Raw genomic sequence first — 25239 nt, 5'->3', positions numbered from 1 at the left:
GCCTCTCCAGCGGCGTGTTAACCGAGAGCCGCCGTGTTATCGATTAATGAGTGAGTTAATCGGAAATATCGTATTTACGCTTTGGTGCTCACTGTGCCTTATTGGCTGGATCCTATTTTTGTTAATAGATTTGGAATAACGATAACGCCCATAAACACGGTCATTATTTTTTCGGGAAAACCATTTGCAATGGTAAGTCCGCTATCGTTAATTGCACAGTTGCATTGAGACATAAATAACCACTGCCGTCACCGTAACTGATGGCAGCGTACGTCATCGTATTGACTATGCGTTCAATATAAGAACCAGGTAAATATGATGTTATAGATAATGTAATATATAAAGGGTAAATAATGAAAAAGTTAATACTGGTAGCGATGGCAATATCATTAAGCGGCTGCGTGATTGCGGCCCCACACCACCGAATGGACGGGGATGATGTCGATGCTTCGCAATATGCCTCAGGAGCCAATGAGTGTACTCAAAGAGCTGAAGCCGCCGGCGAATGCGTGATGCATAAAAAACATCACCATAAAAAAACCGATGACACGTATAAAAGCAGCGACGGTTATACCATGATCACCAAGCATGGCGTCACGCTCCCGGATTGTGAACAAACCGGCGGCAGCCAGGCGTCGCAAGGATCCACCTGCTGGTATACAAACAGCAAATGATGTTGACTCCGCAGCAAGGGCTAGCGCATCTGGAAAAGATGACCGACGATCTGCAGGTGCTGGATAAGGCCATCGACGTGCTCAGGGGGATGGAGCAGGCCAAAGCCGATGTCATTAGCTATCTGATCGGCGTCAGAAACCTTAAAGAGATCATGATAATCGAACTGAAAGGTGAATTTATCGTCTGATCGTGGTGTTCCCCCTGCTTCTGGTAACCGCGTTGTGCTGCTGGAGGCAGGGAGTACATGGTGACACGGCTGCGATAATCGCGCTCGTCGACCGCCGGCGTTTCGTGGGTTTCAGAGATAGCGGACGAACGGTGCCGTATCCGGCGAAACGATGGTGGTCGATGCTTTTAGCTGCGGCGTGCCCAAATAGAGAAAACCGACAATTTTGTCCTGGGCACCACAGTCCAGACCGGCACGCACCAGTGGGCTTTCGGTGAGCGCACCGGTGCGCCAGATACCGTTAAAGCCCTGAGCGACCGCCGCCATTTGCATTGCCATTACCGCACAGCCTGCCGACATCTCCTGTTCCCACACGGGAACCTTTGGATGCTCCTGGCACTTGGCGATAACCGCAATAATCATCGGCGCGCGAAATGGTGCGCTGCGGGCTTTCTCAATCGCTTTTTCGTCGCTTTGCGCGGCGACAGCACCTTGCTCCAGCAATTGGCTAAAACGCTCGCGTCCTTCGCCTTCAACAATCACAAATTGCCACGGCTGTAGGGTTCCGTGGTCCGGTGCACGCATGCCGGCGCGCAGAATATTCTGCAGCTGTTCACCGGCAGGGGCAGGCTCAGCCAGTCGCGAAGCGCTGCGGCGATTCACCAATAATTCAAGGGCATCCATATCATCACTCCTCTCACGTTATTTTTCATAAAATTAACATGCGCGAGGATTTTGTTACAGCACCGAAGGCGATTCCTGCTGACAACCGGCGACGGTCTATTTAGGATAGCCACACGTTTCACCGTTTCGGTGAACCTTTTTCGTTTTTGCAGGGAGATTACATGCGAACCGTATGGCGCTTCATTGTCGGATTCTTTAAATGGACGTGGCGATTGCTCAATTTCGTCCGTGAACTGGTGCTTAACCTGTTCTTTATTCTGCTGGTGCTGGTTGGCGTTGGCATTTGGATGCAGCTTAGCAGCAGCACGACCGAACATAGCAGCCGCGGAGCATTGCTGATGGATATCAGCGGCGTGGTGGTCGATAAGCCGTCCACCAGCAGCAAGCTCAGCGTTATTGGCAAACAAATCTTTGGCGCCAGCTCCGACCGTCTGCAGGAAAACTCGCTGTTTGATATTGTGCAGACCATTCGCCAGGCGAAGGATGACCGCAATATTACCGGGATTGTGTTGGATCTGAAAAACTTCGCCGGCGGCGATCAGCCGTCGATGCAGTACATCGGCAAAGCGCTGCGCGAGTTCCGCGACAGCGGTAAGCCGGTCTACGCCATTGGCGACAGCTACAGCCAAGGCCAGTACTACCTTGCCAGCTTTGCCAACAAAATCTGGTTGTCGCCGCAGGGCGTGGTCGATCTACACGGTTTCGCCACTAACGGACTGTATTACAAGACCTTGCTCGATAAGCTGAAAGTCTCGACTCACGTCTTCCGCGTCGGCACCTATAAGTCCGCCGTTGAGCCGTTTATCCGTGATGATATGTCTCCTGCCGCCCGTGAAGCGGACAGCCGCTGGATTGGCGAGCTGTGGCAGAACTATCTCAACACCGTTGCCGCTAACCGTCAGATTACCGCACAGCAGGTGTTCCCAGGCGCCCAGGCCATGCTCGACGGCCTGAGCAAGGTTGACGGTGATACGGCGAAATACGCGCTGGATAACAAGCTGGTCGATACCCTCGCCTCAAGCGCGGAAATCGAAAAGGCGATGACCAAAGCGTTTGGCTGGAGCAAAACGGACAATAACTTTAGCGCCATCAGCATGTATGACTATGCGGTGAAAACCCCGGCCGATACGGGTTCCAGTATTGCCGTGGTCTTCGCTAACGGCGCTATCATGGACGGTGAAGAAACCCCAGGCAACGTCGGTGGCGATACCACCGCGGCGCAAATCCGCGATGCGCGTCTGGATCCGAAAGTGAAGGCCATCGTACTGCGCGTCAACAGCCCTGGCGGCAGCGTGAGCGCTTCAGAGGTGATCCGCGAAGAACTGGCCGCCGCAAAAGCCGCAGGCAAACCGGTGGTTGTATCGATGGGCGGTATGGCGGCATCCGGTGGTTACTGGATCTCAACGCCAGCGGATTACATCATCGCTAGCCCGAGCACTCTGACCGGCTCTATCGGCATCTTTGGGGTGATTAACACCGTCGAAAATACGCTGGATTCCATTGGCGTGCACACCGACGGCGTCTCCACTTCACCGCTGGCGGATATGGCGGTAACCAAAGCGCTGACCCCAGAAGTGCAGCAGATGATGCAGCTCACCATTGAGAATGGCTACAAGCGCTTTATCACCCTTGTGGCGCAGTCGCGTAAGAGCACGCCGGAAGCTATCGATAAGATTGCTCAGGGCCACGTATGGACCGGTGAAGACGCGAAAGCGAATGGGCTGGTCGATAGCCTCGGTGACTTTGACGACGCGGTGGCGAAAGCCGCAGAGCTGGCGAAAGTCAAAACCTGGCATCTTGACTACTACCAGAGCGAGCCGACGTTCTTTGATATGGTGATGGACAGCATGTCCGGTTCGGTCCGCGCGGCCCTGCCGCAGGCGTTGCAGGCTTACCTGCCGGCACCGCTGGCCTCGGCGGCGAACGCCGTGAAAGCCGAAAGCGATAAGCTGGCGGTGTTTAACGATCCACAAAATCGCTATGCAATTTGCCTGACCTGCGCCAATATTCGTTAATCGCAATCCCCTCCGCTAAGGAGGGGATTTTCTTTAGATTATTCATTCGACGACCACATGCAAAAAAAATCCATATACGTCGCCTACACCGGCGGGACCATCGGGATGCAGCGCTCCGATCACGGCTACATCCCGGTTTCCGGTCACCTGCAGCGCCAACTGGCGCTGATGCCCGAGTTTCATCGTCCGGAGATGCCGGACTTTACTATCCACGAATACGATCCGCTGATGGACTCTTCCGACATGACGCCGGAAGACTGGCAGCACATTGCCGATGATATTAAAGCTCACTACGACGAGTACGACGGCTTTGTGATCCTGCACGGCACTGACACCATGGCCTTCACCGCCTCCGCGCTGTCATTTATGCTGGAAAACCTCGGCAAACCGGTTATCGTCACCGGCTCGCAGATCCCGCTGGCGGAGCTACGCTCTGACGGGCAAATCAATCTGCTGAACGCCCTGTACGTTGCCGCTAATTATCCGATTAATGAAGTCACGCTGTTCTTCAACAATCGTCTCTATCGCGGCAACCGTACCACCAAAGCCCACGCCGATGGTTTTGATGCTTTCGCTTCACCGAACCTCGCCCCGCTGCTGGAAGCCGGTATCCACATTCGCCGCCTCGGCACGCCGCCAGCACCGCACGGTGACGGCGAGCTGATTGTGCACCCCATCACCCCACAGCCGATTGGCGTGGTGACGATTTATCCGGGGATTTCCGCCGATGTGGTACGTAACTTCCTGCTACAGCCAGTCAAAGCGCTGATCCTGCGCTCCTACGGTGTGGGCAATGCGCCACAGAACGGTAATTTCATTAAAGAGCTTACCGAAGCCAGCCACCGCGGCATTCTGGTGATTAACCTGACCCAATGTATGTCCGGCAAGGTCAATATGGGCGGCTACGCCACCGGTAACGCGCTGGCGCAGGCGGGTGTAATTAGCGGTTCTGATATGACCGTAGAAGCGACGCTGACCAAGCTGCACTATCTGCTCAGTCAGGGGCTGGATACCGAAACTATCCGCCAGGCCATGCAGCAAAACCTGCGTGGCGAGCTGACGCCAGACGAATAAGGAGAGTGTCATGACGCAACGCGCACTATTATTGGTCGATTTGCAAAATGATTTCTGCGCCGGCGGCGCGCTCGCGGTTGCCGATGGCGATAGTACCATCGACGTGGCGAATCTGTTGATTCGCGCAGCGAAAATACTCGGCGATACGGTGGTCGCCAGCCAGGACTGGCATCCGGCCAATCACGGCAGTTTTGCCAGTCAGCACGGCGTAGAACCGTACAGCCAGGGGATGCTTGACGGTTTGCCACAAACCTTCTGGCCGGATCATTGCGTCCAGGGCAGCGACGGCGCGGCGTTTCATCCGCTGCTGACGCAACAGGATATTGATGCCGTGTTCCGCAAGGGCGAAAGCGTCAATATCGACAGCTACAGCGCCTTTTTCGATAACGGTCATCGGCAAAAAACCGGTCTTGACGCGTGGTTACGCGAGCATGAGATTAATGAACTTATCGTACTGGGCCTTGCGACCGACTACTGCGTTAAGTTCACGGTGCTGGATGCATTAGCGCTGGGTTATACGGTGAACGTCATTACTGACGGCTGTCGCGGCGTCAATATCCAGCCGCAGGATAGCGCCAACGCCTTTATGGAGATGGCTGCCGAAGGGGCAACGCTGTATACCCTCGACGACTGGCTTGAGAATCAGGGATAGCCTGATAGCCACTTACCGCCCGGAGGTTCTGGACATTCCCGCCGCCGGGTAAACCGTGAGTGTAAGATTGAGATACCCGGGGCGACCACCGGGTTTGGCGTCCCTCCGGGAACCAAATCCCGGCGTTTCCCCTAATCGCTTTGCTTAAGTGAACGGTATTACATCCCCGGGCAGCTTCTGACGATAATCCACTAACCCTGTCATAATCCGGTCAATTTTTCCCCACCAGCCTTTCTCCACGTGAACCGCTTCGCAGATTTACCCCTTCGGCAATGCTATGTTCAAACGGTTGTTTTTTCGCCACACCTTTCCCGTGGCTGGTTTGTTTTTTTAATGTCAAAGAGGACCGTGTATGAAGCTTTTGCCTTTGCTGGCAGCATTACCCCTGCTCTGCGCGTCGGTTGTTTCGGCTAATTCCCTGATGTCGGTTGGCTACTTTAACGGCGGCGGCGATGTTACTGCCGGGCCTGGCGGCGATATCAATAAACTCGATGTGCGCCAAATTACCCATCTCAACTATTCTTTTGGTCTTATCTATAACGATGAAAAAGATGAAACCAACGACGCGTTAAAAGACCCGGCGAAACTGCATCAAATTTGGCTATCACCAAAGGTGCAGTCGGATTTAGACAAAATCCCCGTTCTGCGCAAACAAAACCCGAATCTCAAAGTGCTGCTTTCCGTCGGTGGTTGGGGAGCCCGCGGCTTCTCAGGCGCGGCAGCAACGCCTGAATCCCGTGCGGTATTTATCCGCTCCGCGCAGGAAGTTGTGGATAAATACGGTCTCGACGGTATCGATCTGGATTGGGAGTATCCGGTAAATGGCGCCTGGGGATTGGTGGCCAGCCAACCTGCTGACAGAGACAATTTCACCACGCTGCTGAAAGAGCTGCGCGCAGCGTTTGGCACACACAAGCTGGTGACCATTGCCGTGGGCGCCAATGCGGAAAGCCCGAAAAGCTGGGTCGACGTGAAGGCCATCGCCCCGCTGCTGGACTACATCAATTTGATGACCTACGACATGGCGTACGGCACGCAGTACTTCAACTCGAACCTGTACGATTCGACCCAGTGGCCGACGGTTGCCGCAGCGGATAAATACAGCGCCGATTTTGTGGTCAATAACTATATCGCCGCCGGTCTGAAGCCAAGTCAGATGAACCTCGGTATCGGTTTTTATGGCCGCGTACCAAAACGCACCGTTGAGCCAGGTATTGACTGGAGTAAGCCGGACGCACAGAAAAACCCGGTGACCCAGCCATACTTCGGCCCGCATGAAGTGGAACTGTTTAAATCACTGGGCGTGGACTTGAGCAAAGATACCTACGTGAAGTACAACGATATTGTCGCGAAACTGCTGAACGATCCGCAAAAGCGTTTTACCGAGCACTGGGACGATCAGGCGAAAGTGCCGTGGCTGTCGGTACAATCCACCGAGGGCAAACCATTATTTGCCCTCTCCTATGAGAATCCGCGCTCGGTGAGCATTAAGGCTGACTACATCAAGAGCAAAGGACTTGCCGGGGCGATGTTCTGGGAATATGGCGCGGACGACAACAACCAACTGGCGAAACAGTTGGCTGACTCGCTGGGGATTAAGCACTAACGATTTTCTCAAACTCAGGCACCGAATCAGGGCTGCGCACGATTAACCCTGATTCGGTCGCTGGGGCGCCGGCGTATGTTCACCGTGCTCCATCGAGTTACACCGGCGTCAAAATCCCACTCTTTGCATGAATACGATAACCGGCCCCCGGATGCGGGGCCTGTAAGCGCGCGCTGCCGCCAAAGAGTTTCTCCCGCAAGGTCCCCTGGCTGTACTCCTGCTTGTAGACGCCGCGTTTTTGCAATTCCGGGATCAACAGTTCCACCACGTCTGTGAAGGTTTCATGCGTGACGGCGTAGGCAAGATTAAAACCGTCTACGTCCGTCTCTTCCACCCAGGACTGCAACTCATCGGCGACCGTTTGCGCGCTGCCAACCGTCAGTGGCCCAAAACCGCCGATGCCGACCCAATCCGCCATCGCCTTCACCGACCACTGGCGATCAGGATCGGCGGTCGAAAACGTGTCGACGACCGATTGAATCGCGTTGGTTTTTGAATAGGTAAACACTTCGTCCGGCTGGTACTGGCTAAAATCGATCCCCGTCCAGCCCGATATCAGCGCCAGTGCACCTTCATAGCTGGTGTAGCTTTTATACTCCTGCCATTTGGCCTGCGCGGCTTTGTCCGTTTCACCGACAATTGCAGTTTGCATATTGAAAATCAGAATGCTGTGCGGATCGCGTCCCGCCTCCTGCGCACGGCGGCGAATATCCGCCACCGTCTTCTTCAATGCGCTTTTAGACGGCGAGGCGACAAAAACGCATTCGGCGTGGCTGGCCGCAAACTGCTTACCGCGGCTCGAGGCGCCAGCCTGATAGAGTACCGGCGTGCGCTGCGGTGACGGTTCACAAAGGTGATATCCTGGGACATCGAAGAATTTTCCGTGATGGTTGATAGCGTGAATTTTGCTCGGATCGCTAAAAATTCGCCGCTCACGATCGCGTAAAATTGCCCCTTCTTCCCAACTCCCTTCCAGCAATTTGTACACCACTTCGAGATACTCGTCGGCGTAGTCATAGCGCGCATCATGCGCAGTTTGCGCCTGCTGACCGATATTACGCGCTCCGCTTTCGAGATAAGAGGTGACGATATTCCAACCCACACGTCCTTTCGTCAGATGATCCAGCGTCGACAGGCGGCGGGCAAACGGGTAGGGATGTTCAAACGATAGCGAGGCGGTAAGACCAAAGCCAAGATGCTCGGTTACCAACGCCATAGGGGTGACCAGCGCCAGCGGATCGTTAACCGGCACCTGCGCCGCCTGACGGATCGCCGCATCGCCATTACCGTTAAAGACGTCATAAACGCCCAACACATCGGCGATAAACAGGCCGTCAAATTTGCCGCGCTCCAGCAAACGCGCCAGATCGACCCAATAGTCCAAATCCTTATACTGCCAGGAACGGTCTCTCGGGTGCGCCCACAGTCCCGGCGATTGGTGGCCGACACAGTTCATATCAAAAGCATTCAGTCGAATTTCACGTTGCGAAGCCATAACAGTCTCCCATGCTCCCGGCGTTTCACCCGGAGCAAACAATAGTTTTCATCGGTTTACGATAAGATGAGCTGGCGGCAGCCCAGCGTTTCCAGCACATTCTGCGCGACCTGCTGCGCATGAAGAGCCACCTGCGGTAACCCCATAAGCTCACCAAAACGCCCGCGGGCGGCGGGCCCTGCGACCCAGACGTTCGGCGAGGCTTGCGAGCGTACGTTCACCTCAATGCCCATACCCAGCGGATCTGGATAAACCAGCCCCTCACGATGTAGGGCTTGCAGAAAGGGCTGGCTGGCAAGCAGATCCGCATGATCGGGGCCGGTGGTTAGCACCAGATAATCCGCCATCAACTGCTGGGGTGTTCCACCGCGCAGCGTGAGATTGAGCTGGAAAGACGACGTTTGCGCCTCCAGCGAGTGCAGCCGTGCGGCAAGCGCACGAAACCTTCCGCCGCGGCGTTTATCCGCAATTGCCTGCGCGACCTGCGGGGCAACCCGATAGCGATGAACATCCCAGAAGCGTCTTAGGTGGCGTAAAAACTGCCGCTGTTCTCTCTCGCTTAACTGCTGCCAGATGGTCTGCCCCTGCTGACGAACGGCATCCAGCACCACCTGCCAGGGTAAACCCAGGCTTTGTGCACGCTTGATGTCATGTCGGATTTGCCCTAAACGCTGGCGCAGCGTGCCGTGGAGATATTCAGCCGGCCATTGCGGCAGGTTCATCGGCGCGTTTGGCCGCGAGAGCAGCCCGTGGCGCGAAAAGGCCAGCACCTTACCCTGATGTTCCTGGCGCGCAAGCGATGCCACGACATCCGCCATGCTGAGCGCGGTTCCCATAATCGCCACGCTCGCATTGGCAGGGATCCCTGCCAGCGCTCCTGCACGCCATGGATTGGCTATCAGCCGCGGGTGTTCACTGAACGCCTGCACCGCGCGCGGTAATCGCGGCGGCGGATGACTCACCGCCAGAATGACGCGGTCAGCGCGCAGGCGTTGGCCCCCGGAGGTCATGACGCTACCGTCCCGCCAATCGACGGCGCGCTCCCGAAGATGGCTGACGTGCGAACCGTGCTTTTTTGCTGCCTCGAAAAATACCGACTCCACATAGCGACCAAAGAGGCCGCGCTGAGGATAGACGCTGCCATCCGCCAACTGCGCTTGCGGATCCTGAGGAAAATCACCGTGGCGGCGATACCAGCGGTCGAATGCGCCATCATCATCCCCGGCGAGCTGCATTCGCGCAGCCGGGACGTTGATGCGATGGGCCGGATCGGTCGCCGAATAAGCCACGCCCTGCCCCAGATGTTCACGCGGTTCAATCACGCTGATGCGGATTTCGCGCGACGCTTCGCGCATCAAATGAATGGCGACAGCCGTACCGCTAAAGCCGCCGCCAACAATCACCACATGGGGAGCAGACATTTTCACCCCCCAATCAGCTTGCGCTGACGTGTTTGGCCGGGCGCGTTGCCCCGCCGATGGTTTCACCGAACGGCCCGGTGTTGACCTGTCCTTTCGCCGAACGCGGTTGTGTACTCACTGGCAACAGCGGCATCACCAGCTCAGCAAAACGGTGCGCCTCCTCCAGATGTGGATAGCCGGAGAAGATGAAGTTAGTCACGCCCAGCGCCTGATACTCACGAATGCGCTCCGCCACCTGCTCAGGGCTGCCCACCAGCGCGGTTCCCGCCCCACCGCGCACCAGGCCCACGCCGGCCCATAGATTAGGCGCGATGCGCAGATTGTCGCGGCGACCGTTATGCAGTGCGCTCATTCGCGCCTGGCCGGTGGAGTCCATGCGGGCAAAAATCTGCTGCGCCTGGCTGATGGTTTCATCATCGAGGTGAGCAATCAGTTTGTCGGCAGCCGCCCAGGCTTCCTCCTCCGTTTCGCGGACAATTACGTGCAGACGGATCCCGTACTCCAGTTGGCGTCCCTTTTCTTCGGCACGCGCTTTCACTACCGCCAGTTTTTCCGCCACCTGCGCCGGTGGCTCTCCCCAGGTGAGGTAGGCATCAATGTGATCGGCGGCAACGTCAATGGCCGGTTCGGATGAGCCGCCAAAGTACAGCGGTGGGCCATTTTTTTGCACCGGAGGGAACAGCACTTCGGCCCCCTCGACCCGCAAATGTTTACCGTGATAGTCGACCTTCTCTCCGGCCAGCAGGCGGCGATAAACTTCGAGGAATTCGTGCGTGACCTGGTAGCGCTCACGGTGATCAAGGAAAATGCCGTCGCCTTTGTTTTCTACCGGATCGCCGCCGGTCACCACATTGATTAATAGACGACCTTCGGAAAGGCGATCCAACGTGGCGGCCATACGCGCCGCCAGAGTTGGCGGCTGAAGCCCAGGACGCACCGCCACCAGGTAACGTAAATGACGGGTAATCGGTGCCAACGCGGCGGCCACGAGCCAGGAATCTTCACAGCTTTTGCCGGTGGGGATCAGTACGCCATAGTAGCCTAGGCTATCTGCCGCCAGCGCAACCTGCTGTAAATAGGGTAAATCGACCGGGCGACCGCCTTCGGTGGTGCCCAGGTAGCGGCCATCACCATGAGTCGGTAAAAACCAGAAGACATTTATTTTTTCAGCGGCTTGTGCGGTCATTATCCATTTCCTTTATAACTATATTTGGTATTTATAGAAGCGTTTATTTAAGTCAGTTATAAAGAAAAGAGCGAAAACCATGCCAATTTTATAAAATAAAAATATCGTATTTTATCAGATAGTTAAGAAAACCACCGCCACCGCAATCCTGTTGCAGATGCAACACATCCACGGCAAAAACTGCCGCAATGGCGACACTCGAGGCTGTGCCCCCTCTGGCAAATCGCGACGGCAACAGATACCGTCCTGAGAGAAATTAGCTGGAGACTCACCATGCTCAACGCAGAACTTACCTCAAACGGCCCCTCGCTGGTCGACCCGGCCTCTCAGGCTTTTCAGAAGATCCTGATTCGTCTTGCGCCTACCGACGCGACGGTACTTATTATTGGTGAAACCGGCACCGGCAAAGAGGTGGTCGCACGCTATCTGCATCGCCACAGTCCACGCGCAAATGCGCCCTTTCTGGCAGTAAACTGCGGCGCATTGACCGAGTCGCTGGCGGAATCAGAGCTGTTTGGCCATGAGAAAGGCGCCTTTAGCGGGGCAACGCATACGCATCAAGGCTGGTTTGAAGCGGCTGAGGGCGGCACCCTGCTGCTGGACGAAATCGGCGAGCTAAGCCTGGCGCTACAGGTCAAACTACTGCGCGTTTTGCAGGAACGCGAAATCACCCGCGTTGGCTCACATAAGCCAATCCGCATTAACGTGCGAGTGATTGCTGCGACGCATGTTGATTTGGCTCGCGCCATTCAGGAGCGACGCTTCCGTGAAGATCTTTTTTATCGGCTTAACATTGCCGCCGTCACGCTGCCGCCGCTGCGCCAGCGCCAGCAGGACATTGCGGTGCTGGCTGAACATTTTATCCAACTGTATGCCACGCGTTTAGGTCGCCCGGTACCGCATCTGGCCCCTGAAACGCTGGATCTTCTGCGCAGCTATCTGTGGCCAGGCAACATTCGTGAGCTGGAAAACACGCTACACAACGCCGTCCTACTCAATTCCGATTCGGTACTGACGCCCGAAAGTCTACGCTTAACCTCCACCGTCACCGTACAGCATCCCCCTGAACAAGAGCGTGATGAGCTGTCGCAGTTTATGCGTCGCCAGTTGCTCAGCCACAGCGGGGCGCTGTATGACCGGCTGCTGCGGGCGATGATCCAAACGGCCATGAGCCACAGTGATAACAACCAAAGCCAGGCCGCATCGCTGCTGGGGATAAGTCGTCATACGCTGCGCACGCATCTGGCGCACTTAGGCGTAATTAAACAGCGCCGCAGGCCTGGTGAAGCGGTACCGACTGCACCTCGCGAACGAGAATTGCGTATCGGCTATCAGCGTTTTGGCAATTTGGGCGTCCTGAAAGCGCGCCAACTGCTCGAGCAGTCTTTTGGCGAGTTAGGCGTGAATGTGTTGTGGAGCGAGTATCCCGCAGGGCCGCAATTGCTACAGGCGCTGGCGAATGATGAAATTGATTTCGGCACCACCGGTGAAGCACCACCAATTTTTGCTCAGGCCAGAGACAACGCGCTGCTGTACGTCGCCTGGGAGCCGCCAGCCCCGCGAAGCGTTGCGATGGTTGTTCCCAACGCCAGCGATATCCGTACGCCGCAGCAGCTACGCGGTAAACGCATCGCGCTCAATAAAGGGTCGAACGTTCATTGGCTGCTGGTGCAAATACTGGAAGAGGCAGGACTTGGGCTTAATGACGTCAAGGTGGTCTACACGCCGCCGAAGTATCCGTTAACCGCCAGCGACTATCTGGCCGCCGATGCCTGGATGATGTGGGATCCGGTACTGAGCGCGGCTGAAAAGAGCAGCACGCTGCGCGTGTTGGCTACCGGCGAAGGCCGCGTCAACAATCACCAGTTTTATATCACTCGCCGGCAGTATGCTCAGCAAAATGAGGAAATCATCGCCGGGATCGTGGCGGCGCTGGTAAAAACCGGGAAATTTATAGACCGTCATCGCCATGAGGCGGCGCAGCTACTGGCAAGCGAACTGGGACTCGACGTTGGCTCGCTGACCTGCGCGCTGGCCCGTCGTAGCCATCAGACGCGGGAAATGGATATGCAGGCAATACGGGCGCAACAATCGATTGCCGACCGCTTCTACGCGCTGGGCCTGCTGCACAGGCCCGTTGCGGTGAGAGAGGCAATCTGGTACGCCCAGGAGCGATTGATAAAACCGTGGACCGCCGCTTAGTGCTGCTTAAAAGTCGCGATAGGCTTCGGTGTAATGCCGAAGTCTTCTTTTAGCTGCTGTTTACTTTTCATCACCATCTGACCCTGGGTGTCGATAGTCATGTGCTGCGCGTCGTCGTTATGACGGGATTGCCAAAGCATAACCAACTGTAGGCTGTTTTCTTTCTGTTCGTCGGTGAGAGCCACCCCATCCGGCCATTTTCCCAGCTCTACGGCCGTCACCAAACGCTGGTAAATTTCCGGCGTCATATTGTCGATCATTTGCTCAATATTCATCTCCCGCTCCTTTGCCGCTGGAATAATTTGCTGAATCGTTTTTTCAACCTTTTGTGGAGGTGCCGTTCTCATCATCCGTGAAGTTCAGCGAGGCGGAATTGACGCAAAAACGCTCGCCGGTTGGCTGTGGACCATCGGGGAAAACGTGCCCCAAATGCGCATCACAATTTCCACACCGAATTTCAGTACGTTGCATGCCGTGAGAGTAATCGTTGAGATAACGAATCGCCGTATCGCTCACCGGCTCATAAAAACTGGGCCAGCCGCATCCGGAATCATACTTACTTTCGGAATGAAATAGCGGCGCATCGCACACCAGGCAGTGGTAAATCCCATCACGCTTATTGTGCAGTAGACGCCCGGTAAATGGCGGTTCTGTGCCGTGTTTCTGGGTGACATAGAACTGCATTTCGCTCAGGTTTTTTTGGAGTTCTTCTGGGGTGGGTTTATTTACCATTTTGCTCACATCTCACTATGGAAAATACAATTACCAGAGGATTCTAACAAAACATTAACAATGAAGTGTGAACTTTTGTTCTAAACTTAATCGGCGTGAAAAGGTCGAGGGTTAATTGTGACATTCATCACATTTTCATCTCCTGTGCCCTTTAAAAATCCCGGAACCGCCCTCATGTGGTTTCAAGCTCATAGGAAGAGTGAGACAGGTCAGTCGTGCAAAGCTTAGGCAGAGGATTGATTTGTCGCAATGATTGACACGATTCCGCTTGACGCTGCCTAAGGTTTTTGTAATTTTACACGCAACCTTTTATTCACTAATAAATAGCTGGTGGAATATATGACTATCAAAGTAGGTATCAACGGTTTTGGCCGTATCGGCCGTATTGTTTTCCGTGCTGCTCAGGAACGTTCTGACATCGAAATCGTTGCAATCAACGATCTGTTAGACGCTGACTACATGGCATACATGCTGAAATATGACTCCACTCACGGCCGTTTCAACGGTACCGTTGAAGTGAAAGACGGTCATCTGGTCGTTAACGGTAAAAAAATCCGTGTTACCGCTGAGCGTGATCCAGCTAACCTGAAGTGGAACGAAGTCGGTGTTGACGTAGTTGCTGAAGCAACTGGTCTGTTCCTGACTGACGAAACTGCTCGTAAGCACATCGCAGCTGGCGCTAAAAAAGTTGTTCTGACCGGTCCTTCCAAAGACAACACTCCTATGTTTGTTAAAGGCGCTAACTTTGACAAATACGAAGGCCAGGACATCGTTTCTAACGCATCCTGCACCACTAACTGCCTGGCACCGCTGGCTAAAGTTATCAACGACAACTTCGGCATCGTCGAAGGTCTGATGACCACCGTTCACGCGACCACCGCAACTCAGAAAACCGTTGATGGCCCGTCTCACAAAGACTGGCGCGGCGGCCGCGGCGCATCCCAGAACATCATCCCATCCTCTACCGGTGCTGCTAAAGCAGTAGGTAAAGTACTGCCAGAACTGAATGGCAAACTGACTGGTATGGCGTTCCGCGTTCCTACCCCTAACGTATCCGTTGTTGACCTGACCGTTCGTCTGGAAAAAGCTGCTTCTTATGAAGAAATTAAGAAAGCACTGAAAGCTGCTTCCGAAGGCGCAATGAAAGGCGTTCTGGGTTACACCGAAGACGACGTTGTATCTACCGATTTCAACGGTGAAGTTTGCACTTCCGTATTCGATGCTAAAGCAGGTATCGCTCTGAACGACAACTTCGTGAAACTGGTTTCCTGGTACGACAACGAAACTGGCTACTCTCACAAAGTTCTGGACCTGATCGCTCACATCTCCAAATAAGTTGAGATGAGAATCTGATCCAAAAAGGCGACCTCGGTCGCCTTTTTTTATGGCTAAGTATTTTAAACACCAAGGATTGCAGCATGATTAACAAAATTTTCGCTCTTCCGGTTCTTGAACAGCTTACCCCTGTCCTCTCCCGTCGCCAGCTCGATGAGCTGCCGCTGATTGTTATCGACCACCCAAAAGTAAAAGCCTCCATCGCCTTCCAGGGGGCGCATTTGCTCTCCTGGAAACCGGCGTGTGAAGAAGAGGTTTTGTGGCTCAGCAATAACACCCCATTTAAAAACGGCGTCGCACTGCGCGGCGGCGTACCAATCTGCTGGCCGTGGTTTGGCCCGGCAGCTCAGCAAGGGTTCCCGGCCCACGGCTTTGCCCGCAACCTGCCGTGGGAGCTGAAAGCGCATAACGAAGACGATAACGGCGTGGTGTTAACTTTTGAGCTGAAAAGCAGCGAGGCAACCCGTCAGTACTGGCCGCATGAATTCAGCCTGCTTGCCCGCTTCAAACTCGGCAAAACCTGCGAAATGGAGCTGGAAGCACACGGCGAGTTCGATACCACCACTGCCCTGCACACCTATTTCAACGTCGGCGATATCCACGCGGTGAAAGTGAGCGGCCTGGGCGATCGCTATATTGATAAAGTGCAAAATGCGGAAATTGGCGAACTAAGCGATGGCGTACAAACCTTCCCGGATCGTACTGACCGCGTTTACCTGAATCCGGAAGCCTGCAGCGTCATCCACGATTCGTCTTTAAACCGCGCGATTGATGTGATCCATCACCACCACCTCAACGTCGTCGGCTGGAACCCAGGTCCTGCGCTTTCCGTCAGCATGGCAGATATGCCGGACGACGGTTATAAAACCTTCGTCTGTGTTGAAACCGCCTGCGCCAGCGCACCGCAGCACGCAACGGAAGCCAAACCAGCGCGCCTGAGTCAAACCATTCGCGTTGTAAAACGCTAATCCCCCTGCTCTCCTCGCCGGGCACGATTCCACTGCCCGGCTTTTTCCCTTTAGCGCCCGCAAAAACATTCATTTCGTCATAATAAGTTACCGGTAACATTACCTAGATCAATCTTTACCCAAAAACAAACCTACAGGATAAATCACGGTAGTAATATTAAAAGACTAGATATAAGCACCAACAAAAAACAAATAACTAACACCTTTCACCATAAAGCATCACCTCTACACCCCTCATAAACTGCGTGGTTTCGCGGCTGTGCATCGCGCAAATACCGCCCTTCCACGGCTCTTATCTGTTAGTACCCGAAAATTGTAGAGGACCAGTATGTCTGCTTTTCACACCCCTCCTTTCAGGCGTAATACGCTTGCGCTCACCATCGGCCTGGCGCTTTGCGCCCCACTGCCTTATACCGCGCATGCCGCAGATGGTGCCGACGGCAGCGCGGCAACCGCTGACGCCAGCGCACAGGGCGGCCACGGCGGTGATATGGACTTAACCACCGGTGCAGGAGGCAACGGAGGCGCCGGGGGAACCGGAGGGCGTGGACAAGCGAGCAGCAATGGCGAAGACGGTAATGCCGGTAGCGCGAGCACCCCAGAAGATCACCCAGGAGCCGGTGGCACTCATCAGGAGCCAGATCGTAATGCCAACAACGGCTCCGGCGCGGCCGGTGGCGGCGGCGGCGGTGGTTCTGCCGGCGTGGTGTTAAACGGAAACGGCCAGGCGAGTAACACCGGTGCCATTGTGGGTGGCAACGGGGGTCACGGTGGCAACGGAGGCTCAAATACCACTGATGTCACCGACGCGGGTAACGGCGGGAATGGCGGCGATGGCGGCAGCGGTGGGAGCGGTGTGCTGCTGACCACCAACGGCAGCTATGCCAATAGCGGGACCATCGATGGCGGTGCCGGCGGTAACGGTGGGAACACCGGTAGTGCAAGCGCCAACGCCCAAACCGATAATGGCGCAACCATTCATGCCGGCAGCGGCGGCGCAGGCGGCAAAGGTGGCGATGGCGTCACTGCCACTCAGGGCGGTAACGTCACCAATACCGGGACCATTACCGGTGGACATGGCGCAACCGGCGGGCTGGCAGCTGATGCAAACAGCTCGCAAAACACCACGGTGACCGGTGTCGGCGGTACCGGAGGCGCGGCTGCCGATGGCGGTAACGGCGTATGGTTAAGCGATACCAGCACCATCACCAACAGCAACAAGATCATCGGTGGTACCGGCGGCGATGGTGGTAACGGCGGTGCTGTCAATTCAGGGCAAGGGACCGGCGTTATCGGCGATGGTGCAGCCGGTGGTAACGGCGGTAGCGGAATTACGGTCGTCGGCAGCGGCACGGTCACTAATGAAGTGAGCGGCAGCATCGTCGGGGGTAATGCAGGCACCGGCGGCGGTGGCAACTCCACCAGCAGCGGTCTCAACCTGAGCGGGGGTAACGGGGGTGACGGGGGTAACGGCGGCGTCGGTATTGAACTGCAAAACGGCGGTTCGGTCTCTAACGCTGGATCCGTCACCGGCGGTGCGGGTAATCGCGGCGGCGGTAGCGGCAGTCTGGCTAGCTCCCACGGCGGTGATTCCGGTACCGGCGGGACAGGTATTGATATCAACCAACAGGGTAGCGTCACGAATGAATCCACCGGGAAGGTACAAGGCGGTAAAGGCGGCGATGACTCAGCCGGTGGCGGTGGCGTAGGTGGCATAGGAGGGACAGCCGTTAACATTACCGGTTCGGGCAGCGTCGAGAACAAAGGCGAATTTATCGGCGGTGACGGCGGCGCGGGGGCTAACGCCAACGGTACCAACGCCAACGGCGGCACAGGCGCACAGGGCGGTAACGGGCTGGCGATCAATGGCGCAGGGAAAGTGACTAACGCCTCCGGCGCAACGATTCTCGGCGGCAAAGGCGGGACCGGTGGCGGCGGAAGCCAGGGTGACGGCGGGGTCGGCGGTAAAGGCGGTAACGGTGTCCTGATTGGCTCGGGTGGTACGGTTGTGAATGATGGGACTATTCTCGGCGGTACCGGCAATCGCGGCGGCGGCGGTGGAAAATCCGATGGCGGTGCCGGCGGTGACGGCGTGCATATTACTACCGGCGGCGGCACGCTCAGCAACAGCGGCACCATTTCCGGTGGCAGCGGCGGCAACGCCGGTACGGCAACCGGTGATGCGGGTGCCGGAGGGGTTGGCGTTTACGGTAGCGACATGACCATCATCAATAGCGGGACGCTTGAGGGCGGTCTGAATCAGGATGGTACCACGCGTTCTCAGGCCGTCATGTTTGTCTCTGGAACCAATTCTCTGGAACTCCAGGCCGGTTATCAGGTTCTGGGGGACGTTGTCGCTGGGAGTGGCGACGATACGCTGATCCTGGGCGGCGATAAAAATTCGACATTTGATGCAGCCAACATTGGTGACACCGCGCAATATCAAGGCTTTGATCATTTCAGCAAAACCGGCAATAGCACCTGGCTTTTGCAGAACACCACCGACGCGGTCACCCCCTGGACAATCTACGAGGGCATCCTGCAGGTTGCTCAGGATGGAAGTCTTGGTGCTGCGGGCAGTACGCTGACCTTTGATGGTGGAACGCTACAGATGGTAGGCGGCTTCAATTTCGATAGCGCGCACCCTATTGTTATCGACACCGCCGGCGGTACGCTGGATACCCAGGGTTTCGACACCACGATCGCCCAAGGGATCACCGGCAGCGGCGATTTCACTAAACTGGGCAGCGGTGCATTAACGTTAACCGGTGACAGCACCTTTAGCGGTGAGACTACCCTTGCAGAAGGCAGTATCGATGTTACCGGATCATTGGCAGGCGCGGTGACGGCTCGCTCAGGCACCGCTCTTTCCGGCACCGGTAGCGTTGGTAGCACCACGCTGGATGAAGGCAGTACGTTGACCGTCGGCTCGAAAACTGAGGATGACTCGGCGCTTGCCACCTTTACCATCAACGGGGCATTAGACAACAGCGGTACCGTCAATCTCTCGCGTAGCCAACAACAGGCCGGGAATCAATTGCAGATCAACGGTGATTATAAAGGCGGTAGCAACAGCCAGATGAATCTCAGCACGGTGCTTGCCGATGATAATTCGCAAACCGACCACGTCGCCATTCAGGGAAGCACATCGGGTACCACCTGGGTGAGCTTCACTAACGTGGGTGGGCTGGGGGCGCAAACCAATCGCGGCATTGAAGTGATTAGCGTCGATGGTTCATCGGCGTCGGATGCATTTAAACAAGCAGGCCGAACCGTTGCGGGCGCATGGGATTACAGTCTGGTGCAAAAAGGCCAGAACTGGTACCTAACCTCGGTGAATACTAACCCTGTCACCCCGATCCCGCAGTATCGACCTGAGGCCGGGAGCTATTTAATCAACCTGGCGGCGGCGAACACAATCTTTAACCTTTCACTTGACGATCGTGAAGGCGCGACCGAATACGGCACGCAAAAGGCAATGCGCTCTGCTCCAGCTAGCACCTTCTGGCTACGTCAGGAAGGTGGACAAAACCGCTTCCGGGCGGCCGATGGGCAGATTCGTACGCAGGCCAATCGCTACGTCGCGCAAATGGGCAATGAGTTTATCCACGGCAGTCGCCACGGTGACGATCGCTGGGGAGCCGGGCTGATGGCCGGTTACGGTAACGTCAAAGGAAACGCATCCTCATCGTCCACCGGGTATCATTCCCGCAGCAGCATGGACGGCTACAGCGTAGGCGCTTACGGCACCTGGTATCAGAACGCACAAAGCCGCCAGGGGGCGTATCTCGACAGTTGGATCAACTATAACTGGTTTAAAAATCAGGTGAATGGCGAAGATCTGGCCAGTGAGCATTACCGCAGTCGGGGGTTCACCGCATCCCTGGAAAGCGGCTACAACGTGCTGCTGAAGGAGACGCAACGTCAGGCGGTCTATCTTGAGCCTCAGGCGCAGCTGACCTGGATGGGTGTCAAAAGCCCGCAGCATACCGAAGCCAACGGCACGCAAATTCAGGATAACGGCCACGGTAATCTGCAATCTCGTCTAGGGGTACGTCTGTATCTGCGCGGCCATCGAACGGAAGATGACGGGAAAAACCGTGAGTTCAAACCTTATATTGAGGCCGACTGGCTGCACAACACCCACGTGGCAGAAATCCGCATGAACGACAGCCTTATCAGCCAGGAGGGGGCGAAAAATGTGGCGCAGCTTAAGCTCGGGGTTCAGGGACAGATCTCCCCTGCCCTCAATATTTGGGGCGGGACCGGGCTACAGGTAGGCAACGATGGCTACAGCGATGCATCGGCGATGGTGGGTATGAAATACGCGTTTTAGGAGATAGCATCATAACGGTGCAGCGCACCGTTATGATGCCCGTCTGCAGTGCAACGACAAGCGCCTTATAAAACTGGCGCTTTGACACTGAAATCAGACGATTTTTAGAAGGTGTAGGTCACACCCGTTGACAGCAGACCGGTCCAGCTTTTGTCGATCATTGGGCTATCGGTGATCTCATCAGACAGACGGGTATAACGCGCGGTACCGTAAACGCTCCAGTTTCCAGCGAAGCGGTAGTTAGCGCTCATTTCCAGATATGGGTTCCAGCTGCTGTTCGGATCGTAGCTACGCAGGCCGCTACGCGCCGACTCGTGATGGGACACGCCATAGTAGTACTGGTTTTGGTTTTCGCTGTTCCACTGTACGCCGATACCTGGGGTCAGGGTCAGACCACCGTTGGTGTAGCGATATACCCAAGCCGCATCCCAAACAATACCGTTACTTTTATCCAGCGTATCGCCAGCAAGCGTAGTACGCAGGGAGCCGTACTGAGTGTGGTGGAACCAGGAAAGACCGGCCATCATGGTTGACTGGCGACGATCCAGTTTACGCAACTGACTGTTGTCGCTATCGCCTGGTTTAAAGAACAGCGGTGACCAGTACGCGGTTAAAGAAAGCTGGTCTGTGCCATCGTTCCACAAGTAGTAACCACCGCCTAAACCGCGGAACCAGAAGTTATCCCCTTCATAGTTAATAACCGGCACAGGATACACATCGTGGTCGTACTGTTTGTATGGGTGCTCGACAATCCCGACGCCTGCACCGAGCGAAAACTTGCTTTCCGCCTGTGCAGCAGTTGCAGAAGTGGCGATCATCACCCCAAGTGCGAGAAGTTTGATTCGATTCACAATCCGTAATTCCTTTTTATTCAACGTATCAGCGGCGGAAGTTTACCTCCCACTCTCACTTACGACAAATTTTTTACCTTCAATTGCAAAATAAAACTTGCAATTATCCTTACTGTTTATGGCGTCTAACTTGCAAATTCGTGACAGCTATATGAAAGCAGAAAAAAGATTAAAAGATTTAATGTCGTATTATTTGATGAGTTATTGATATGTCATTGAAATTCGTTTTTATCGCCATGCAAGTTTTGCAAATGCCATCTACGCTTATTTTTAGAAGGTGTCATCGCCACGAACGTTAGCGTTAATTATCCGACAACCTGGCACACGGGTTGCTGGATAAAGCAGTGAGCGTCGTTCGGCTTACCCCTTCCGGGAGCCCACACTATTCATACCAATGGCTCTTAACCTGTGCTAAAAAACGAAAGGACGGCATGCCATGAATATATTCGATCACTATCGCCAGCGCTATGAAGCTGCCAAGGACGAAGAGTTCACACTGCAGGAGTTTCTCGCTGTATGTAAGCAAGATCGCAGTGCCTATGCTAACGCGGCAGAACGGCTACTAACGGCTATTGGTGAGCCCGTAATGGTTGATACGGCTCAGGAACCGCGGCTTTCCCGTCTCTTTTCGAACCGAGTCATCGGGCGCTACCCGGCGTTCGAAGAGTTCTATGGCATGGAAGAGGCCATTGAACAGATTGTTTCCTACCTGAAACACGCCGCCCAAGGGCTCGAAGAGAAGAAACAAATCCTCTATTTACTGGGGCCCGTCGGCGGCGGTAAATCCTCGCTGGCTGAGCGCCTGAAATCACTGATGCAGCGCGTGCCTATCTATGTGCTGAGCGCTAACGGTGAACGCAGCCCGGTCAACGACCACCCGCTGTGCCTGTTTAACCCGCAGGAAGACGCGCAGATTCTGGATAAGGAATATGGCATTCCGAATCGCTATCTTGGCACGATTATGTCGCCATGGGCAGCCAAGCGACTGCATGAGTTTGGCGGCGACATTACCAAGTTCCGGGTCGTCAAAGTCTGGCCGTCGATTTTGCAACAGATAGCCATTGCCAAAACTGAACCGGGCGATGAGAACAACCAGGACATCTCGGCGCTGGTGGGTAAAGTCGATATCCGTAAACTGGAACACTACGCGCAAAACGATCCGGATGCCTACGGCTACTCCGGCGCCCTGTGCCGCGCAAACCAGGGGATTATGGAATTCGTTGAGATGTTTAAAGCGCCAATTAAGGTGCTGCATCCGCTGCTGACCGCCACCCAGGAAGGTAACTATAACGGTACCGAGGGGATCTCTGCCCTGCCGTTTAACGGCATTATCCTGGCGCACTCAAACGAATCCGAATGGGTGACCTTCCGTAACAACAAAAACAACGAGGCATTCCTTGACCGTGTTTATATTGTCAAAGTGCCTTATTGCCTGCGGATCTCAGAAGAGATCAAAATTTACGAAAAACTGCTCAATAACAGTGAGCTGACCCACGCGCCTTGCGCGCCGGGTACGCTGGAAACGCTGTCGCGCTTCTCCATTCTGTCGCGTTTGAAAGAACCGGAAAACTCCAGCATCTACTCCAAAATGCGCGTCTACGATGGCGAGAGCCTGAAAGACACCGACCCGAAAGCCAAGTCGTATCAGGAATATCGCGACTATGCTGGGGTTGACGAAGGGATGAACGGTCTTTCAACCCGTTTCGCCTTTAAGATCCTTTCCAGAGTCTTTAACTTCGACCACGCCGAAGTGGCTGCGAACCCGGTACATCTGTTCTACGTGCTTGAACAGCAAATCGAACGCGAGCAGTTCCCACAGGAGCAGTCGGAACGCTACTTGGAGTTCTTAAAAGGCTACCTGATCCCGAAATACGCCGAATTTATCGGCAAGGAGATTCAGACCGCCTATCTGGAGTCCTACTCCGAGTACGGTCAGAATATTTTCGACCGCTACGTCACTTACGCGGATTTCTGGATTCAGGATCAAGAGTATCGCGATCCCGATACCGGACAGCTTTTCGACCGTGAATCGCTGAACGCCGAGCTGGAAAAAATCGAGAAGCCTGCCGGGATCAGTAACCCGAAAGACTTCCGTAACGAGATTGTCAACTTTGTGCTGCGCGCCCGTGCCCATAATAATGGCCGCAACCCGAACTGGACGAGCTACGAGAAGCTGCGCACGGTTATTGAGAAGAAAATGTTCTCCAATACCGAAGAGCTACTGCCGGTGATTTCGTTTAACGCGAAGACCTCAACCGATGAGCAGAAAAAACACGACGACTTCGTCGATCGGATGATGGAAAAAGGCTATACCCGTAAACAGGTTCGCCTGTTGTGTGAATGGTATCTGCGCGTACGTAAATCATCATAACACTCCCAGATAGCCCGGAAGCAGCGCTGTTGCTTACCGGGCCAGGGCACGGCGAAAGCGAGTTGGCGTCGCCGGGGCAGCTGTATATGAGTTGGCAAAGCAGTTCAGGAGGGGCTTATGACCTGGTTCATTGACCGGCGTCTGAACGGCAAAAACAAAAGTGCGGTTAACCGTCAGCGCTTCTTGCGCCGTTATAAAGCGCAAATAAAACAGTCGATCTCCGAAGCCATCAATAAACGTTCGGTTACCGACGTCGACAGCGGTGAGTCCGTTTCCATTTCAACGGATGACATCAGCGAACCGATGTTCCATCAGGGACGCGGCGGATTACGCCACCGGGTACATCCCGGAAATGACCATTTTGTGCAAAATGACCGCATCGAACGCCCGCAGGGCGGCGGTGGCGGAGGGGGTAGCGGCCAAGGGCAAGCAAGCGCGGATGGGGAAGGACAAGATGAGTTCGTTTTCCAGATTTCGAAAGACGAATACCTCGACTTGTTGTTTGAAGATCTGGCCTTGCCAAACCTTAAGCGCAACCAACAGCGTCAGCTTACCGAGTACAAAACCCACCGTTCGGGCTATACCGCCAACGGCGTGCCAGCGAACATTAGCGTCGTCCGTTCGCTGCAAAACTCTCTCGCCCGTCGCACGGCAATGACCGCCGGAAAGCGTCGTGAATTGCATGCGCTGGAAGAGACGCTGGATGAGGTCGCCCGAAGCGAACCCGCGCAACTGCTCGAAGAAGAGCGCTTACGCAAAGAGATAGCCGAGCTGCGGGCAAAAATCGACCGCGTGCCGTTTATCGACACTTTCGATCTCCGCTATAGAAACTACGAGAAACGTCCGGAGCCCTCCAGCCAGGCGGTGATGTTCTGTCTGATGGACGTGTCCGGTTCGATGGATCAGTCCACCAAAGACATGGCCAAACGCTTTTATATTCTGCTGTATCTGTTCTTAAGCCGAACCTATAAAAACGTCGAGGTGGTCTATATTCGCCACCACACGCAGGCCAAAGAGGTCGATGAACATGAGTTTTTCTACTCCCAGGAGACCGGCGGCACGATTGTGTCCAGCGCCCTGAAATTGATGGATGAAGTCGTCAAAGAGCGCTACGACCCCGCGCAATGGAACATTTATGCCGCGCAGGCGTCAGATGGCGATAACTGGGCGGATGACTCCCCGCTGTGCCATGAAATTCTGGCGAAGAAAATTCTGCCGGTGGTGCGTTACTACAGCTACATCGAAATCACCCGTCGGGCGCATCAAACCCTGTGGCGTGAGTATGAACACCTGCAGCAGACCTTTGATAATTTTGCGATACAGCATATTCGCGATCAGGAGGATATCTACCCGGTATTCCGCGAGCTTTTTCACAAACAGAACGCTGATAAATAACCATCCCCAAGCTGTCTCTTCGGAGACAGCCTTATCATAATGTATCTCAAAGCATTTCTGGTGCTAATGTATGAC

General features: G+C 55.0%; 19 protein-coding genes. 12 read left to right on the top strand and 7 right to left on the bottom strand.

Annotated elements, in window-relative coordinates; all coding sequences use genetic code 11:
* Nucleotides 1-353: 353 nt before the first annotated feature.
* Both KCR01S_RS21910 and KCR01S_RS21905 read left to right on the top strand, forming a co-directional pair.
* Nucleotides 354-674, top strand: a complete 321-nt coding sequence (locus KCR01S_RS21910; protein ID WP_061285058.1) for a hypothetical protein — start codon at nucleotides 354-356, stop codon at nucleotides 672-674.
* A complete protein-coding gene (locus KCR01S_RS21905; RefSeq protein ID WP_061285057.1) occupies nucleotides 671-862 on the top strand; it encodes a hypothetical protein in 192 nt (63 codons plus the stop codon). The genes KCR01S_RS21910 and KCR01S_RS21905 overlap by 4 nt, the downstream gene beginning before the upstream one ends.
* A gap of 111 nt (nucleotides 863-973) precedes the next feature.
* On the opposite strand, the gene KCR01S_RS21900 is transcribed toward KCR01S_RS21905, so the two are convergent.
* Complete coding sequence (locus KCR01S_RS21900) at nucleotides 974-1525, bottom strand: NAD(P)H nitroreductase (protein WP_061285056.1); 552 nt, start codon at nucleotides 1523-1525, stop codon at nucleotides 974-976.
* Nucleotides 1526-1686: 161 nt separating this feature from the next.
* On the opposite strand from KCR01S_RS21900, the gene sppA reads away from it, so the two are divergent.
* From sppA to chiD, 4 genes are all read left to right on the top strand, one after another.
* A complete protein-coding gene (gene sppA / locus KCR01S_RS21895) occupies nucleotides 1687-3540 on the top strand; it encodes a signal peptide peptidase SppA (RefSeq protein WP_061285055.1) in 1854 nt (617 codons plus the stop codon).
* Between the two features lie 57 nt (nucleotides 3541-3597).
* Entirely contained in the window at nucleotides 3598-4614 is a 1017-nt protein-coding gene (gene ansA, locus KCR01S_RS21890) for an asparaginase (protein ID WP_061285054.1), read from the top strand.
* A gap of 10 nt (nucleotides 4615-4624) precedes the next feature.
* A complete protein-coding gene (gene pncA, locus KCR01S_RS21885; protein WP_061285053.1) occupies nucleotides 4625-5266 on the top strand; it encodes a bifunctional nicotinamidase/pyrazinamidase in 642 nt (213 codons plus the stop codon).
* Nucleotides 5267-5618: 352 nt separating this feature from the next.
* Nucleotides 5619-6872 carry a chitinase ChiD gene (chiD, locus tag KCR01S_RS21880; protein WP_061285052.1) on the top strand — a complete coding sequence of 418 codons (1254 nt, stop codon included), beginning with the start codon at nucleotides 5619-5621 and terminating at the stop codon, nucleotides 6870-6872.
* 97 nt (nucleotides 6873-6969) lie between these two features.
* Here chiD and KCR01S_RS21875 read toward each other — a convergent pair whose 3' ends face one another.
* From KCR01S_RS21875 to ssuD, 3 genes are read right to left on the bottom strand one after another with little or no spacing between them, the layout of a single operon-like run.
* Nucleotides 6970-8367, bottom strand: coding sequence for an LLM class flavin-dependent oxidoreductase (locus KCR01S_RS21875; protein WP_061285051.1), 1398 nt, complete (start codon nucleotides 8365-8367; stop codon nucleotides 6970-6972).
* 56 nt (nucleotides 8368-8423) lie between these two features.
* Nucleotides 8424-9788 (bottom strand): FAD/NAD(P)-binding protein, encoded by a 1365-nt coding sequence (locus KCR01S_RS21870; RefSeq protein ID WP_061285050.1) that lies wholly within the window; start codon nucleotides 9786-9788, stop codon nucleotides 8424-8426.
* 13 nt (nucleotides 9789-9801) lie between these two features.
* Nucleotides 9802-10974 carry an FMNH2-dependent alkanesulfonate monooxygenase gene (gene ssuD / locus KCR01S_RS21865; protein ID WP_061285049.1) on the bottom strand — a complete coding sequence of 391 codons (1173 nt, stop codon included), beginning with the start codon at nucleotides 10972-10974 and terminating at the stop codon, nucleotides 9802-9804.
* 273 nt (nucleotides 10975-11247) lie between these two features.
* On the opposite strand from ssuD, the gene KCR01S_RS21860 reads away from it, so the two are divergent.
* Nucleotides 11248-13176, top strand: a complete 1929-nt coding sequence (locus KCR01S_RS21860; protein ID WP_061285048.1) for a sigma-54-dependent Fis family transcriptional regulator — start codon at nucleotides 11248-11250, stop codon at nucleotides 13174-13176.
* Here the strand turns inward: KCR01S_RS21860 and KCR01S_RS21855 are convergent.
* Together KCR01S_RS21855 and msrB are read right to left on the bottom strand one after the other, a co-directional pair.
* Nucleotides 13173-13451 (bottom strand): YeaC family protein, encoded by a 279-nt coding sequence (locus tag KCR01S_RS21855; RefSeq protein WP_061285047.1) that lies wholly within the window; start codon nucleotides 13449-13451, stop codon nucleotides 13173-13175. The two genes, KCR01S_RS21860 and KCR01S_RS21855, sit on opposite strands and share 4 nt — an antisense overlap.
* Before the next feature lie 43 nt (nucleotides 13452-13494).
* A complete protein-coding gene (msrB, locus tag KCR01S_RS21850; RefSeq protein WP_061285046.1) occupies nucleotides 13495-13908 on the bottom strand; it encodes a peptide-methionine (R)-S-oxide reductase MsrB in 414 nt (137 codons plus the stop codon).
* 339 nt (nucleotides 13909-14247) lie between these two features.
* On the opposite strand from msrB, the gene gapA reads away from it, so the two are divergent.
* The 3 genes from gapA (at nucleotide 14248) to KCR01S_RS21835 (ending at nucleotide 20547) form a co-directional block, all read left to right on the top strand.
* Nucleotides 14248-15243, top strand: coding sequence for a glyceraldehyde-3-phosphate dehydrogenase (gene gapA, locus KCR01S_RS21845; protein WP_061285045.1), 996 nt, complete (start codon nucleotides 14248-14250; stop codon nucleotides 15241-15243).
* An 83-nt stretch (nucleotides 15244-15326) separates the two neighbouring features.
* Complete coding sequence (locus tag KCR01S_RS21840) at nucleotides 15327-16211, top strand: D-hexose-6-phosphate mutarotase (protein WP_061285044.1); 885 nt, start codon at nucleotides 15327-15329, stop codon at nucleotides 16209-16211.
* Between the two features lie 328 nt (nucleotides 16212-16539).
* On the top strand, nucleotides 16540-20547 hold the full coding sequence (locus KCR01S_RS21835) for an autotransporter outer membrane beta-barrel domain-containing protein (RefSeq protein ID WP_061285043.1): 4008 nt from the start codon (nucleotides 16540-16542) through the stop codon (nucleotides 20545-20547).
* Between the two features lie 104 nt (nucleotides 20548-20651).
* On the opposite strand, the gene KCR01S_RS21830 is transcribed toward KCR01S_RS21835, so the two are convergent.
* Nucleotides 20652-21398, bottom strand: coding sequence for a MipA/OmpV family protein (locus KCR01S_RS21830; RefSeq protein ID WP_061285042.1), 747 nt, complete (start codon nucleotides 21396-21398; stop codon nucleotides 20652-20654).
* 436 nt (nucleotides 21399-21834) lie between these two features.
* Here KCR01S_RS21830 and yeaG point away from each other — a divergent pair, with 436 nt between their 5' ends.
* Together yeaG and KCR01S_RS21820 are read left to right on the top strand one after the other, a co-directional pair.
* Nucleotides 21835-23769 carry a protein kinase YeaG gene (yeaG, locus tag KCR01S_RS21825; RefSeq protein WP_061285041.1) on the top strand — a complete coding sequence of 645 codons (1935 nt, stop codon included), beginning with the start codon at nucleotides 21835-21837 and terminating at the stop codon, nucleotides 23767-23769.
* Between the two features lie 117 nt (nucleotides 23770-23886).
* Nucleotides 23887-25164 carry a YeaH/YhbH family protein gene (locus tag KCR01S_RS21820; RefSeq protein ID WP_061285040.1) on the top strand — a complete coding sequence of 426 codons (1278 nt, stop codon included), beginning with the start codon at nucleotides 23887-23889 and terminating at the stop codon, nucleotides 25162-25164.
* Nucleotides 25165-25239: the final 75 nt, after the last annotated feature.

The organism is Kluyvera cryocrescens NBRC 102467, assembly GCF_001571285.1.
Lineage (GTDB): Bacteria > Pseudomonadota > Gammaproteobacteria > Enterobacterales > Enterobacteriaceae > Kluyvera > Kluyvera cryocrescens.
This window is presented reverse-complemented; position numbering and strand designations above follow the sequence as displayed.